13 protein-coding genes are annotated in these 13827 nt (G+C 73.9%); 7 read left to right on the top strand and 6 right to left on the bottom strand.

Annotated elements, in window-relative coordinates; genetic code table 11:
* Positions 1–184: 184 nt before the first annotated feature.
* Positions 185–478, bottom strand: a complete 294-nt coding sequence (locus tag ACIBAI_RS21570; RefSeq protein ID WP_030187368.1) for an MTH1187 family thiamine-binding protein — start codon at positions 476–478, stop codon at positions 185–187.
* Positions 475–819: a DUF3817 domain-containing protein gene (locus tag ACIBAI_RS21565; RefSeq protein WP_399036452.1), complete on the bottom strand. Its 345-nt coding sequence runs from the start codon at positions 817–819 to the stop codon at positions 475–477. The genes ACIBAI_RS21570 and ACIBAI_RS21565 overlap by 4 nt, the downstream gene beginning before the upstream one ends.
* A gap of 193 nt (positions 820–1012) precedes the next feature.
* Here ACIBAI_RS21565 and ACIBAI_RS21560 point away from each other — a divergent pair, with 193 nt between their 5' ends.
* From ACIBAI_RS21560 to ACIBAI_RS21545, 4 genes are all read left to right on the top strand, one after another.
* Positions 1013–1645, top strand: a complete 633-nt coding sequence (locus ACIBAI_RS21560; protein WP_399036492.1) for an AIM24 family protein — start codon at positions 1013–1015, stop codon at positions 1643–1645.
* Between the two features lies 1 nt (position 1646).
* A complete protein-coding gene (locus ACIBAI_RS21555; protein WP_344603708.1) occupies positions 1647–2297 on the top strand; it encodes an AIM24 family protein in 651 nt (216 codons plus the stop codon).
* The gene (locus tag ACIBAI_RS21550; RefSeq protein ID WP_399036450.1) at positions 2294–3091 is read left to right on the top strand and encodes an AIM24 family protein; all 798 of its coding nucleotides are present in this window, start codon (positions 2294–2296) and stop codon (positions 3089–3091) included. The genes ACIBAI_RS21555 and ACIBAI_RS21550 overlap by 4 nt, the downstream gene beginning before the upstream one ends.
* A 95-nt stretch (positions 3092–3186) precedes the next feature.
* A complete protein-coding gene (locus ACIBAI_RS21545; protein ID WP_399036448.1) occupies positions 3187–3663 on the top strand; it encodes a MarR family winged helix-turn-helix transcriptional regulator in 477 nt (158 codons plus the stop codon).
* A gap of 12 nt (positions 3664–3675) precedes the next feature.
* On the opposite strand, the gene ACIBAI_RS21540 is transcribed toward ACIBAI_RS21545, so the two are convergent.
* Together ACIBAI_RS21540 and ACIBAI_RS21535 are read right to left on the bottom strand one after the other, a co-directional pair.
* The gene (locus tag ACIBAI_RS21540) at positions 3676–5112 is read right to left on the bottom strand and encodes a sensor histidine kinase (RefSeq protein ID WP_399036446.1); all 1437 of its coding nucleotides are present in this window, start codon (positions 5110–5112) and stop codon (positions 3676–3678) included.
* Complete coding sequence (locus tag ACIBAI_RS21535) at positions 5109–5828, bottom strand: response regulator transcription factor (RefSeq protein WP_399036444.1); 720 nt, start codon at positions 5826–5828, stop codon at positions 5109–5111. Before ACIBAI_RS21535 ends, ACIBAI_RS21540 begins: the two co-directional genes overlap by 4 nt.
* A 115-nt stretch (positions 5829–5943) precedes the next feature.
* On the opposite strand from ACIBAI_RS21535, the gene ACIBAI_RS21530 reads away from it, so the two are divergent.
* Positions 5944–6669 (top strand): PepSY domain-containing protein, encoded by a 726-nt coding sequence (locus ACIBAI_RS21530; protein WP_399036442.1) that lies wholly within the window; start codon positions 5944–5946, stop codon positions 6667–6669.
* A gap of 88 nt (positions 6670–6757) precedes the next feature.
* Here the strand turns inward: ACIBAI_RS21530 and meaB are convergent, their stop codons facing one another.
* Positions 6758–7717 carry a methylmalonyl Co-A mutase-associated GTPase MeaB gene (gene meaB, locus ACIBAI_RS21525; RefSeq protein WP_399036440.1) on the bottom strand — a complete coding sequence of 320 codons (960 nt, stop codon included), beginning with the start codon at positions 7715–7717 and terminating at the stop codon, positions 6758–6760.
* A gap of 47 nt (positions 7718–7764) precedes the next feature.
* The gene (locus ACIBAI_RS21520; RefSeq protein WP_399036438.1) at positions 7765–8970 is read right to left on the bottom strand and encodes an acetyl-CoA C-acetyltransferase; all 1206 of its coding nucleotides are present in this window, start codon (positions 8968–8970) and stop codon (positions 7765–7767) included.
* 149 nt (positions 8971–9119) lie between these two features.
* Here ACIBAI_RS21520 and mce point away from each other — a divergent pair, with 149 nt between their 5' ends.
* Together mce and scy are read left to right on the top strand one after the other, a co-directional pair.
* Complete coding sequence (gene mce / locus ACIBAI_RS21515) at positions 9120–9560, top strand: methylmalonyl-CoA epimerase (RefSeq protein WP_399036436.1); 441 nt, start codon at positions 9120–9122, stop codon at positions 9558–9560.
* 208 nt (positions 9561–9768) lie between these two features.
* On the top strand, positions 9769–13749 hold the full coding sequence (gene scy, locus ACIBAI_RS21510; protein ID WP_399036434.1) for a polarized growth protein Scy: 3981 nt from the start codon (positions 9769–9771) through the stop codon (positions 13747–13749).
* Positions 13750–13827: the final 78 nt, after the last annotated feature.

Here is a 13827-nt window from a genome sequence, read left to right as displayed (position 1 = left end):
CGCCGGCGCCCCGCGGCACGCCGCGGTCCGGCGGACGCCGGTCCCGCCGCGCCGGTCGCCGGGCGCCGCGGGCGCGTCCGTTGCGGCGCCGGTGCCCGGCGGGGGCCGGACACCGGCGCCCGGCCCGTTCGGCGGGGCGCGGGCGGCGGAGCGGCGGCGGGCGGGGCCGCGCGGGCGCCCCGGCCTATCCGGCGAGGTGGCGTTCCACCGTCTCCACCTTGGACGTGAGGCCGTCCGTCACTCCGGGGCGGATGTCCGCCTTGAGGACCAGGGAGACGCGCGGGGCCCGTGCCTCGACCGCGGCCACCGCCCGCCGGACGACGTCCATCACTTCGTCCCACTCACCCTCGACCGAGGTGAACATCGCGTCCGTGCGGTTCGGCAGGCCCGACTCGCGGACCACGCGGACGGCGTCGGCGACGTACTCCCCCACGTCCTCGCCGACGCCGAGCGGCGTCACGGAGAAGGCGACGATCATGCGTTCACGATCCCTTCCTTGCGGGCGCGGGAGGCGATGACCGCGTCCTCGGCCTCACGGCGCAGCCTGCGGTCGGCGAAGAAGCCGCCGGCCGGCAGGACCGACAGGACGAAGTAGAGGGCGGCGGTCTTCAGCGGCCACTTGGCCCGGTTCCAGGCGTCGGCCCAGAAGATCACGTACAGGATGAACAGGATGCCGTGGACCGCGCCCATCACCGGCACGGCGTTGAAGTCCGTGGTCCGCTTCAGCACCGAGCAGACGAGCAGGAGGAGGAAGGAGATCGCCTCGGGGCCCGAGACCAGGCGGAGGCGGCGGAGGGCGGTGGCGGTCTTGATGTCCACGGGTCACCTTCGGAGGGGAGACGGTCTGGAGGTTTGTGAACGCAGGCACAAGCGTTCGTCCATTGTGGCAAACGCGGACCCGCCCCGGGCGCAGGGGGCCGCCCCGGCGGTCCCCGGGGCGCGCTCGGGGACGGTCTCCCCCGGTGGGCCCTGTCGGCCGCGCCGGCCGGCGACTACCGTCACAGGCGTGGCGATGTTCCGACTTCAGAGCAGCAGAGTGCTCGCCGTCGACCTGGCCGGGGACGCCGTGAAGGCGAAGAACGGCTCGATGGTGGCGTACGACGGGGAGATGGCCTTCAAGAAGCTGAGCGGCGGCGGTGAGGGCCTGCGGGGGATGGTGACCCGGCGGCTCACCGGCGAGCAGATGACGGTGATGGAGGTGAAGGGGCACGGGACCTGCTGGTTCGCCGACCGGGCCAGTGAGATCAACCTGGTCGGCCTCCAGGGCGACAAGCTGTACGTGGAGTCGAGCAACTTCCTGGCGGCCGACGCCGGGCTGCGGACCGGCACCTCCTTCACCGGACTGCGCGGGGCCTCGCAGGGCAACGGGCTGTTCACCACGACCGTCGAGGGGCACGGGCAGGCGGCGATCCTGTCGGACGGGCCCGCGGTGGTGCTGCGGGTCGGCCCGCAGTACCCGCTGACCGTGGATCCGGGGGCGTACGTCGCCCACCAGGGGAATCTGCGCCAGTCGTTCCAGTCGGGTGTGACGTTCCGCACCCTGATGGGCGAGGGCGGTGGCGAGGCCTTCCAGATCCGGTTCGAGGGGGACGGGCTGGTGTACGTCCAGCCGAGCGAGCGGAACACGATCGCGGGGGAGGTCTGAGATGCCGTTCCGGGAGATCAACGCGAAGATGGTCGAGGCGACCGTGGCGCCCGGGCAGCGGCTGTTCAGCCAGCGCGGCGCGATGCTCGCCTACCGGGGTGAGGTGTCCTTCACCCCCAACACGGCCGGTGGACAGGGCGGGCTGATGTCGATGATCGGGAGGCGGGTCGCGGACGAGGACACGCCGCTGATGACCGTCGAGGGCGACGGCACGGTCCTGTTCGGGCACGGCGGCCACCACGTCCAGGTGATCCACCTCGCCGGCGACACCCTGTACGTCGAGGCGGACCGCCTGCTCGCCTTCGAGGGCACGCTCCAGCAGGGGACCGTGTTCCTCGGCGCGCAGGGCGGCGTCATGGGCATGGTGCGGGGACAGGTCAGCGGGCAGGGGCTGTTCACCACCACCCTGAAGGGGCACGGCTCGGTGGCCGTGATGGCCCACGGCGGGGTGTTCGAGATCCCCATCACCCCGCAGCGCCCGGTGCACGTCGACCCGCAGGCGTACGTCGCCCATCACGGTGACGTACGCAACAAGCTGTCCACGGCGCTGGGCTGGCGCGACATGGTCGGCCGCGGCTCGGGCGAGGCGTTCCAGCTGGAGCTGAGCGGCAGCGGCGCGGTGTACGTCCAGGCCTCGGAGGAGAAGCTGTGAACGCGTACGGAACCCCGGGCGGGCCGGTGGTGTTCGACCCCGCGACGCTGCCGTCCGACGACAACGTCAACCCGTACACCTTCTGCGTGGAGCTCAAGGGGAGCCAGTGGTTCCTGCAGAAGGGGAAGATGATCTCGTACTACGGGTCGATCGAGTTCGACGGGATCGGGCACGGCCGGCTGGACCGTCTGGTGCGCACGTCCTTCCATTCGCCTCTGCACGCGAGCGACTGGGTGGTGGCCCGGGGCTCGGGCAAGATGCTCCTCGCCGACCGGGCCTTCGACGTCAATTCCTACGATCTGGACGACGGCAACCTGACCATTCGCTCGGGCAACCTGCTCGCTTTTCAGCCAACCCTGTCGCTGAAGCAGTCGATCGTGCCGGGCTTTCTGACCCTCATCGGAACCGGAAAGTTCGTCGCCGCGTCCAACGGCCCGGTGGTGTTCATGGAGCCCCCGATCCGGGTGGACCCCCAGGCGCTCGTCGGGTGGGCCGACTGCCCCTCCCCCTGCCACCACTACGACCACGGGTACCTGACCGGCGTACTGGGCGGTCTGCGTGCGCTGACGGGCCTGGGCGGGGTCTCCGGGGAGGAGCACCAGTTCGAGTTCGCGGGGGCGGGGACGGTGCTGCTGCAGTCCAGCGAGACCCTGCGGGCGGAGCAGGACACGGGGGCGGTCCCGCAGGCGGCGGGGGTGCCCGGCGGCGGGGCGTCCGGCGGCCCCGGGCAGCAGCCCGGGACACCGCGCCTTCCCGGCCAGCTGGGGGACCTCCAGCGTCGCTTCGGGCTGTGAGCGGTAACCTGCGGAGTGTGACGTCGAACGCGTGCGCACTGCCCCAGGACAACCTTCACTAGTTCGCCTTTCAACTTCTTAGGTAGACTTCATTCATGGAGACCGAGACGGCCACGCGCTGGCTGACCGATACGGAGCAGGGTGCCTGGCGCACCCACCTGGAGGTCAACAGGCTGTTGACGTACCAGCTCGAAAAGGATCTGCAGCCGTTCGGCCTGACGATGAACGACTACGAGATCCTGGTGAACCTCTCCGAGTCGGAGGACGTGCGGATGCGGATGAGCGACCTCGCGGCCGCCACCCTGCAGTCCAAGAGCCGCCTCTCGCACCAGATCACGCGCATGGAGAACGCGAACCTGGTCCGGCGGGAGAACTGCGAGTCCGACCGCCGCGGGCTCTACGCCGTCCTCACCGAGCACGGCAGGGAGACGATGCAGAAGGTCGCCCCGCACCACGTGGCGTCCGTGCGCAGGCACTTCATCGACCTGCTGTCGCCCGAGGCGCTGGTGGAGCTCGAGAAGGCCCTCAAGCCCATCGCGGAGCACCTGCGGGGGCAGCGCGGCCGTCCCTGACCCGGACGGCCCTCACGGCCGGGCGAGCGGCAGGCGGAGCTCGAACAGGGCTCCGCCCGCCGGCGCGGCGCGGACCGTGAGCGTGCCCCCGTGCCGTGCGGCGACGTCCCGGGCGATGGCGAGGCCCAGCCCCGCCCCGCCGTCGTCGCGGCTGCGCGCGGCGTCGAGCCGCACGAACCGCTCGAAGATCCGCTCCCGGTCGGCCTCGGGCACCCCGTCCCCGTCGTCGGCGACCTCGACCACGGCGTGCTCCCCCGCCCGCCGCACCGTCACCTCCACCGCCGAGCGGGCGTGCCGCTGCCCGTTGTCGAGCAGATTGACCAGCACCCGCTCCAGCTGCCCCCGGGACCCGGTCACCCGCACGGCCTCGGCACGCACGGTCACCCCCGTCCGCCCCGCGGCCGCCTCCCGCGCCAGCGCGGCGAGGTCGACGCGCGTGTCGGCGGGCCGCTCCCCCGCGTCCAGCCGGGCGAGCAGCAGCAGGTCGGCCGCGAGGCGCTGCAGTCGTACGGTGTCCTCGACGGCGCCGTCCAGGTCGAGCAGCTCCGGGTGGGCGGCGGCCACCTCCAGCTGGGTGCGCAGGGACGCGATGGGGCTGCGCAGCTCGTGGGAGGCGTCGGCGACGAACCGCCGCTGCCGTTCCACGGACGTCTCCAGCGCGGCCAGCGTCTCGTTGGTGGTACGGGCGAGCCGGGCGACCTCGTCGTGCGTGCCCGGCACCGGCACGCGCCGCGCGAGGTCCTCGGAGGCCGTGATCGCGGCCATCTCGCGGCGGATGGACTCCACCGGGCGCAGCGCCCGCCGGGTGACCAGCCAGGTCACCGCCGCGACGACGCCGAGCAGCAGCGGGAAGCCGATCAGCATGGCGGTCAGCGCGGTGCGCACGGCACTGTGCTCGGCGGACAGCGGGGCGCCCGCGTACACGGTGAACCCGTCCCCGGCCGGGGTCCGCACGGGCACGGCGGCGAACCGGTAGTCCTCGGTGTCGCCGTCGAGCGTCGCGGAGCCGTTGGCGAAGGTGGTCCGCTCGCCGATCCCGCCGGGGGCCAGGGACTCGCCGGCCTCGGCGGAGTCGTCGCCGTCGTCGTCGCCGTCGTCCCCGTCCCCGGGGTCCTCGCCGGCGGGCGCCGGCCGCGGCGTCACCGCGTCGGTGTCCGTGCCGCTGATCCGCTCCAGGTCGTCACTGGCCGCGGCCAGCCGCCCGTCCTCGTCCACGACCTGCACCGGCCGGTCCTCCACGTCCAGCGACAGCTCGCCGTACGGCGTCCCGGCGGCCAGCTCGGCGGCGACCGCCCGTGCGGAGCGCTCCGCCTGGGTGCCGGCCTCGCCGATCAGGTTGGACCGCAGGGACAGCAGGACGGCGGCGCCGGCCGCCACCAGCGCCACGGCGACCACGAGGGTGGCGCCGAGCGTCGCCCGGGCCCGGACGGAGCCGAACAGGCGCCTCACGGTGCCGTCTCCAGCCGGTAGCCGGCGCCGCGCACGGTCCGGATCAGCCCGGCGCGCAGCTTGCGGCGCAGCGTGCTGACGTAGACCTCGACGATGTTCGGGTCGCCCTCGTAGGCGAAGTCCCAGACGTGCTCCAGGATCTCGGTCTTGGACACCACCTCGCCGGCCCGCACCACCAGCTGCTCCAGGACGGCGAACTCCTTGGCGGTGAGGGTGACCTCGCTGCCGCCGAGGAAGACGCGGCGGGCCGCGGTGTCCACTCTCAGGTCGCCGTGCACATGGACCGGCGGGGCTCCGGCGCCCCGGCCGCGGCGCCGGAGCAGGGCTTTGACACGGGCCACCAGGACGACGTACGAGAACGGCTTGGTGAGGTAGTCGTCCGCGCCCGTGTCGAGGCCCTCGGCCTCGTCGTACTCGCCGTCCTTGGCGGTGAGCATCAGGATCGGCACCTCGTTGCCGGCGGCGCGCAGGGCGGCGCAGACCCGGTAGCCGTTGAGGCCGGGCAGCATGATGTCGAGGATCACCAGGTCGTAGGCGCCCTCGGTGGCCCGGTGCAGGCCCTGTCGCCCGTCGTGGACGACGTCCACGGCGTAGCCCTCGGCCGTCAGGCCCCTGGCGAGCGACAGGGCGAGCCGCTTCTCGTCCTCCACGATCAGAAGTCGGAAGGGGCGGCGCGGGGCGCCGGCGGCGGGATGGTGGGTGACGGGCGGGCGCATGGGTCCAGGGTGGCAAAGGCAAGCTGAAGATCCCTTCAGGTGGCTTCAGGTTCCTCTCAGCGTCGGTGGGCGACGGTGGTGGCGTCGCGGAGGAAACGACTGTGGAGGAACTCGTATGAAGCGCAACATCGTGATCGCCGCCGTCACGGCCGCCGCCCTGATCGGGGGCGGGACGGCCACGGCTCTCGCGGTGGCGGGGGACGACGGGGGGACGACGGCGCGGCAGGCGGACGTCCGGGAGGCGGACGACGGCGAGCGGGACGACGACCGCGGCCGGGAGGGCGAGCGGGACGACGACGCGGCGCGGGCGGCGTCCGCCGGCGTGAGCGCGCCGGACGCCATCGCCGCCGCGCTGAAGCACACGCCGGGTACGGCCGTCTCCGCCGAACTGGACGAGGAGGACGACGGCGGGCGGACCGTCTGGGAGGTCGGCGTGCTCTCCGGGGGCGGCGACCGGCACAGCGTCCGGGTGGACCCGGGCAGCGGGAAGGTCCTCGGCTCGCACGCCGAGGACGACGACGAGGACGACGCGGCCGAGGCGCGGGCCGCGCTCGAGGGGGCGTCGGTGACGGCCGCGGAGGCGGCGAAGGCGGCCGCCGGGCGGGGCGCGGTGACGTCCGTGGACCTGGACGACGACGGGACGGCGAAGGCCTGGGAGGTCGAGACGCGCCCCGCCTCCGGGCAGGGGGAGCGGGACTGGCGGGTCGACCTGAGGACGGGCGAGGTCACGGCGGACCGGCCGGACGACGACGCCGCCGCCGACGACGACGACTCGAACGGTTCGGCGGGCTCCGGCGACGCCGACGACTCGGACGGCTCCAGCGGCTCCGACGACGACTGACCGGAGCCGCCTGCCGGGACAGGGCCGGGACGGGGCCGGGGCCGGGGTCTGCCGCGCCCGCCCCGCCCGTCCCGTCACCGCCGGTGGGTCAGCTCCCCTCCGTCAGCCCCGCCACCAGTTCGTCCGCCGCCCGGTAGGGATCCAGCTCGCCGGCGATGATCCGTTCCGCCAGCGCGCCGAGGCGGCGGTCGCCGTGGAGGTCGCCGATGCGTTCCCGCAGGGCCGTGACGGCGATGGTCTCCACCTCGCGGGCGGCGCGGGCCAGGCGGCGCTCGGCCAGGACGCCGCGCTCCTCCATCCACGCGCGGTGCTTCTCCAGGGCCTCGACCACCTCGTCGACGCCCTCGCCGCGCGCGGCGACCGTCTTGACGATCGGCGGGCGCCAGTCGCCGGGGGCGCGGGCCTCGCCGAGGCCCAGCATGTGGTTCAGCTCGCGGGCGGTCGCGTCCGCGCCGTCCCGGTCGGCCTTGTTGACCACGTACACGTCGCCGATCTCCAGGATGCCCGCCTTGGCCGCCTGGATGCCGTCGCCCATGCCCGGGGCCAGCAGGACCACCGAGGTGTCGGCCTGCGAGGCGATCTCCACCTCCGACTGGCCCACCCCGACCGTCTCCACCAGGATCACGTCGCAGCCCGCCGCGTCCAGCACCCGGATCGCCTGCGGGGCGGCCCACGCGAGGCCGCCCAGATGACCCCGCGTGGCCATGGAGCGGATGTACACGCCGGGGTCCGACGCGTGCTCCGACATCCGCACCCGGTCGCCCAGGAGGGCCCCTCCCGAGAAGGGGGACGACGGGTCCACCGCCAGGACGCCGACCCGCCTGCCCTGCCTGCGGTACGCCGTCACCAGCGCCGACGTGGACGTCGACTTGCCGACGCCCGGCGAGCCCGTCAGGCCGACGACGTACGCGTTGCCGGCCAGCGGCGCCAGGGCCGCCATGACCTCCCTGAGCTGGGGGGACGCCCCCTCCACCAGGGAGATCAGCCGGGCCACGGCGCGTGGCCGGCCCTCCCTGGCCTGGGCCACCAGTGTGGAGACGTCCTGCATCACAGCTCCGTTCGCGGAAGGGGGCGGGTCGGGGACAACCGGGCCGGTTACGCCTTGGGCACCCGGACGATCAGCGCGTCGCCCTGGCCGCCGCCGCCGCACAGCGCGGCCGCGCCGATCCCGCCGCCGCGCCGCTTCAGCTCCAGCGCCAGGTGCAGGACGAGACGGGCGCCGGACATCCCGATCGGGTGGCCCAGGGCGATGGCGCCGCCGTTGACGTTCACCTTTTCGGTGGAAACGCCCAGATCTTTCATTGACTGCACGGCGACCGCCGCGAACGCCTCGTTGATCTCGATGAGGTCGAGGTCGGAGACCTCCAGGCCCTCCTTCTTCAGGGCGTGCCGGATCGCGTTCGACGGCTGCGACTGGAGGGAGTTGTCCGGGCCCGCCACGTTGCCGTGCGCGCCGATCTCCGCGATCCAGTCCAGGCCGAGCTCCTGCGCCTTGGCCTTGCTCATCACGACCACGGCCGCCGCGCCGTCGGAGATCTGCGAGGACGAGCCCGCCGTGATCGTGCCGTCCGCGTGGAACGCGGGGCGCAGCCTGGCCAGGGACTCCACCGTGGTGTCGCCGCGGATGCCCTCGTCCTTGCCGACCAGCACCGGGTCGCCCTTGCGCTGCGGGATCTCCACCGGGGTGATCTCGGCCTCGAAGACGCCGTTCTTCTGCGCGGCGGCGGCCCGCTGGTGGGACAGGGCGGCGATCTCGTCCTGCTCCCGGCGGCCGATGCCGAGCCGCGTGTTGTGCTTCTCCGTCGACTCGCCCATGGCGATGCCCTCGAAGGAGTCGGTCAGGCCGTCGTGGGCCATGGCGTCGAGCATCTGGACCGCGCCGTACTTGAAGCCCTCGCGGGACTTCGGCAGCAGGTGGGGGGCGTTGGTCATGGACTCCTGGCCGCCGGCGACGACCACGTCGAACTCACCCGCGCGGATCAGCTGGTCGGCCAGCGCGATCGCGTCCAGGCCGGACAGGCAGACCTTGTTGACCGTGAGCGCCGGGACGCTCATCGGGATGCCGGCCTTGACCGCGGCCTGGCGCGCCGGGATCTGCCCCGCCCCGGCCTGGAGCACCTGGCCCATGATCACGTACTGCACCTGGTCGCCCCCGATCCCCGCACGGTCGAGGGCGGCCTTGATCGCGAAGCCGCCGAGGTCGGCTGCGGAGAAGGACTTCAGCGAGCCGAGCAGCCGCCCCATCGGGGTGCGGGCACCCGCGACGATGACGGACGTCGTGCCGTTCGTTGCAGAAGACATGAGCTGCGATCCCCTTACCGGCCTGCACGGCCGAGGAGTGAACGAGGGTTTACTTCGAATGTACTGAGGGGCGGTTCACGCCGTCATCCAGCTGTCGGTGTGATCGCGCGCACGTTGCGTAACCACCTCCGGAGCGCTCCACTGAATCCATGCTGACGCGAATCGACCACATCGGGATCGCCTGCTTCGACCTCGACCGGACCGTCGAGTTCTACCGGGCCACCTACGGCTTCGAGGTGTTCCACACCGAGGTCAACGAGGAGCAGGGCGTGCGCGAGGCCATGCTCAAGATCAACGATACGTCCGACGGCGGTTCCTCGTACCTCCAGCTCCTCGAACCGACCCGGGAGGACTCCGCGGTCGCGAAGTGGCTCGCGAAGAACGGGGAGGGCGTCCACCACATCGCCTTCGGCACGGCGGACGTGGACGGCGACGCGGCCGCCGTCAGGGACAAGGGCGTACGCGTGCTGTACGAAGAGCCCCGACGCGGTTCCATGGGGTCACGGATCACCTTCCTGCACCCCAAGGATTGTCATGGCGTACTGACAGAACTGGTCACTTCGGCCCCCGTTGAGTCACCTGAGCACTGACTCCCGCAGATAAGGGCCGGTAGGGTTGGGGGCGGTCGCCGCGCCCAACGGGCGACCGATGCCGGGGTCCGGGTTTCGGGGGACGAGCGTCGGGGCAGCAGCCCGTGCTCCGCCGCCCATCTGACACCATTCCCCGGGGGCGCCGTCCGGCGGATGGACGGAGCTCGTGTGGAGAGACTTGCGACCAGGGGACGGATGGGACCGCGCAGTGCGGGGCTACGAGAGCCAGGAGCGAGAGCCGGCGGCTGACGTCGACCACCTCTCTCGGTTCGAGGCCGAGATGAAACGGCTGAGGACCGAGCGGGAAAAGGCGATCCAGCACGCCGAGGACCTCGGCTACCAGGTCGAGGTGCTGCGCGCCAAGCTGCACGAGGCGCGGCGCACCATCATGTCCCGGCCCGCCTTCGACGGCGGCGACCTCGGCTGGCAGGCCGAGCAGTTGCTGCGCAACGCCCAGATGCAGGCCGACCAGATCCGGGCGGACGCCGAGCGCGAGCTGAGCCAGGCCCGCGCCCAGACCCAGCGGATCCTCCAGGAGCACGCCGAGCAGGCGGCCCGGCTCCAGGCCGAGCTGCACCAGGAGGCGGTGACGCGCCGCCAGCAGCTCGACCAGGAGCTGGCCGAGCGCCGGCAGACCGTCGAGTCGCACGTCAACGAGAACGTGGCGTGGGCGGAGCAGCTCCGCGCCCGCACCGAGCAGCAGGCCCGCCGCCTGCTGGAGGAGTCCCGCGCCGAGGCCGAGCAGGCCCTGGCGGCCGCGCGCGCGGAGGCCGAACGGCTGACCGCCGAGGCGCGGCAGCGCCTGCGGAGCGAGGCCGAGGCGGCCCGCGCGGAGGCCGAGCAGATCCTGCGCCGGGCCCGCGCGGACGCCGAGCGGCTGCTGAACGCCGCCTCCACGCAGGCCCAGGAGGCCACCGACCACGCCGAGCGGCTGCGCACCTCCACCGCCACCGAGGCGGAGGCCGCGCGCCGTCAGGCCCAGGAGCTGAGCCGGGCCGCCGAGCAGCGGATGGCCGAGGCGGAGACCGCGCTGCGCGAGGCGCGCGCCGAGGCCGACAAGCTGCTCGCCGAGGCCAAGGAGGCCGCCGCCAAGGCGCTCGCCGGCGCCGAGTCGGCCAACGAGCAGCGCACCCGCGTGGCCAAGGAGCAGGTCGCCCGGCTGGTCCAGGAGGCCACGAAGGAGGCCGAGGCCACCAAGGCGGAGGCCGAGCAGCTCGTCGCCGACGCCCGCGCCGAGGCCGAGAAGATCGTCACCGAGGCCGCCGAGAAGGCCCGGACGATCGCCGCCGAGGAGACCGCCACCCAGCTGTCCAAGGCGGCCAGGACCGCCGAGGACGTGCTCAACAAGGCGTCCGAGGACGCCAAGCAGACCACGCGGGCCGCCGCCGAGGAGGCCGAGCGGATCCGCACGGAGGCCGAGGCCGAGGCGGACCGGCTGCGTGCCGAGGCGCACGACATCGCCGAGCAGCTCAAGGGCGCCGCGAAGGACGACACCAAGGAGTACCGCGCCAAGACGGTCGAGCTGCAGGAGGAGGCCCGCCGGCTGCGCGGCGAGGCCGAGCAGCTGCGCGCCGAGGCGGCCGAGGAGGGCGAGCGGATCCGCGCCGAGGCCCGCAAGGAGGCCGTGGCGCAGATCGAGGAGGCCGCCAAGACGGCCGAGGAGCTGCTCGCCAAGGCCAAGGCGGACGCGGACGAGCTGCGCACCACCGCCCAGGCGGACAGCGAGAAGGTCCGCACCGAGGCCATCGAGCGGGCGACGGCGCTGCGCCGGCAGGCCGAGGAGACCCTGCAGCGCACCCGCCAGGAGGCCGAACGGCACCGCGAGGAGGCCGCCGAGCAGGCCGAGGCCCTCAAGGCGGACGCCGAGCGGGCGGCGCGCGAGCTGCGCGAGGACACCGAGCGGGCCCTGGCGGCCCGGCAGGAGGAGGCCGCCGGGGAGCTGGCCCGGCTGCAGAAGGAGGCCGAGGAGCGGCTCGCCGCCGCCGAGCAGGCGCTCGACGAGGCCCGCGAGGAGGCCACGCGCCTCCGCCGCGAGGCCGCCGAGGAGACCGAGCGGCTGCGCGCCGAGGCAGGCGAGCGGATCCGCACGCTCCAGCAGCAGGCCGAGGCCGAGGCCGAGCGGCTGCGCACCGAGGCCGCCGCCGACGCCTCCGCCTCCCGCGCGGAGGGCGAGGCCGTCGCCGTGCGCCTGAGGTCGGAGGCCGCGGCCGAGGCGGAGCGGCTGAGGTCGGAGGCGCAGGACACCGCCGACCGGGTCCGCGCGGAGGCGCAGGCCGCCGCCGAGCGGCTCGCCGCCGAGGCGTCCGAGACGCTGGCCGCCGCCCAGGAGGAGGCCGCCCGGCGCCGCCGCGAGGCCGAGGAACTCCTCGGCTCCGCCCGGCAGGAGGCCGACCAGGAGCGCGAGCGGGCCCGCGAGCAGAGCGAGGAGCTGCTGGCCTCCGCCCGCAAGCGGGTGGAGGAGGCCCAGGCCGAGGCCGTGCGCCTGGTCAAGGAGGCCGACCGGCGCGCCGCGGAGCTGGTGTCCGCGGCCGAGCTCCACGCCCAGCAGGTACGGGACTCGGTGGCCGGGCTGCACGAGCAGGCCCAGGAGGAGATCGCCGGGCTGCGCAGCGCCGCCGAGCACGCGGCGGAGCGCACCCGCCGGGAGGCCGAGGAGGAGGCGGACCGGGTCCGCTCCGACGCCTACGCCGAGCGGGAGCGGGCCGGCGAGGACGCGGGCCGCCTGCGGCGCGAGGCGCGGGAGGAGTCGGAGGCCGCCAAGGCGCTCGCCGAGCGCACCGTCTCCGAGGCGCTGGCGGAGGCCGAGCGGATCCGCGCGGACGTCGCCGAGCACGCCCAGCGGGTGCGCACGGAGGCCTCCGACACCATCGCGGAGGCCGAGCAGAGCGCCGCCCGCACCCGCGCGGACGCCCGCGAGGACGCCAACCGCATCCGGTCGGACGCGGCGACGCAGGCCGACACCCTCATCAGCGAGGCGCGCGCCGAGGCGGAGCGGCTCACGACGGAGACGGTCGCCGACACCGACCGGCTGCGCGCGGAGACGGTCGCCGAGGCCGAGCGGGTCCGCACCGAGGCCCTCGCCGAGGCCGAACAGGTGCGCTCCGAGGCCCGCACCGAGGCCGAGCGGGTGCGCTCCGAAGCCGCCACCGAGGCCGAGCGGGTGCGGTCCGAGGCCCGCACCGAGGCCGAGCGGCTGCTCGCGGACGCCACCGGGGACGCCGAGCGGCTGCGGGCCGAGGCCGCCGAGACGGTCGGCTCGGCGCAGCAGCACGCCGAGCGGCTGCGCGGCGAGGCCGAACGCGTCAAGGCCGACGCCGAGGCGGAGGCCGAGCGGCTGGCGGCCACCGCGCGCGAGGCGGCCGAGCGCACCCTGGACGAGGCCCGCAAGGACGCCAACAAGCGGCGTTCGGAGGCGGCCGAACAGGTCGACAAGCTCATCACGGAGACCACGGCGGAGGCCGACAAGCTGCTCACCGAGGCACAGGCGCAGGCCCTGAAGACCACCGCGGACGCGGAGGCGCAGGCCGACACGATGGTCGGCGCGGCCCGCAAGGAGGCCGAGCGGATCGTCTCCGAGGCCACCGTCGAGGGCAACTCCCTGGTGGAGAAGGCCCGTGCGGACGCGGACGAACTGCTCGTCGGCGCCCGCCGGGACGCCACCCAGATCCGGGAGCGCGCCGAGGAGCTGCGCGACCGCATCACCGCGGAGATCGAGGAGCTGCACGAGCGCGCCCGTCGCGAGGCGGCCGAGACGATGAAGTCCACCGGCGACCGCTGCGACGCGCTCATCAAGGCCGCCGAGGAGCAGCTCGCCAAGGCCGAGGCGAAGGCCAAGGAGATCGTCTCGGAGGCCAACTCCGAGGCCGGCAAGGTGCGCATCGCCGCCGTCAAGAAGGCCGAGGGGCTCCTGAAGGAGGCCGAGCAGAAGAAGGCCACTCTCGTCAAGGAGGCCGAGGAGCTCAAGGCCGAGGCGATCCGCGAGGCGCGGCGCACGGTCGAGGAGGGCAAGCGCGAACTGGAGATCCTGGTGCGGCGCCGCGAGGACATCAACGCCGAGATCTCCCGTGTCCAGGACGTGCTGGAGGCGTTGGAGTCCTTCGAGGCCCCGCCCTCCGGCAAGGACACCGGGGTCAAGGCCGGCGCCGCCGCCGGAGCTACCCGTTCGGGTGGCAAGTCGTCGGAAAGCTAGCGAGGAGGGCCGATTCCGGTGTCTGCTGGATTCTTTGACCAACTGTTTGGCAAGCTGTCCATCGGTTAGCCACCCAAA

Origin of the sequence: Streptomyces sp. NPDC051041, assembly GCF_044456065.1 — a bacterium.
GTDB lineage: Bacteria > Actinomycetota > Actinomycetes > Streptomycetales > Streptomycetaceae > Streptomyces > Streptomyces glaucus.
Note: the sequence above shows the minus strand (reverse complement) of the source record. Positions and strands in the feature narration are given on the sequence as shown.

What these genes read in the sequence shown, in the direction of transcription:
- ACIBAI_RS21570 (WP_030187368.1), bottom strand. Translation starts at nt 478, where the DNA reads ATGATCGTCGCCTTCTCCGTGACGCCGCTCGGCGTCGGCGAGGACGTG.
- ACIBAI_RS21560 (WP_399036492.1), top strand. Translation starts at nt 1,013, where the DNA reads ATGTTCCGACTTCAGAGCAGCAGAGTGCTCGCCGTCGACCTGGCCGGG.
- ACIBAI_RS21555 (WP_344603708.1), top strand. Translation starts at nt 1,647, where the DNA reads ATGCCGTTCCGGGAGATCAACGCGAAGATGGTCGAGGCGACCGTGGCG.
- ACIBAI_RS21545 (WP_399036448.1), top strand. Translation starts at nt 3,187, where the DNA reads ATGGAGACCGAGACGGCCACGCGCTGGCTGACCGATACGGAGCAGGGT.
- ACIBAI_RS21535 (WP_399036444.1), bottom strand. Translation starts at nt 5,828, where the DNA reads ATGCGCCCGCCCGTCACCCACCATCCCGCCGCCGGCGCCCCGCGCCGC.
- ACIBAI_RS21530 (WP_399036442.1), top strand. Translation starts at nt 5,944, where the DNA reads ATGAAGCGCAACATCGTGATCGCCGCCGTCACGGCCGCCGCCCTGATC.
- meaB (WP_399036440.1), bottom strand. Translation starts at nt 7,717, where the DNA reads ATGCAGGACGTCTCCACACTGGTGGCCCAGGCCAGGGAGGGCCGGCCA.
- ACIBAI_RS21520 (WP_399036438.1), bottom strand. Translation starts at nt 8,970, where the DNA reads ATGTCTTCTGCAACGAACGGCACGACGTCCGTCATCGTCGCGGGTGCC.
- mce (WP_399036436.1), top strand. Translation starts at nt 9,120, where the DNA reads ATGCTGACGCGAATCGACCACATCGGGATCGCCTGCTTCGACCTCGAC.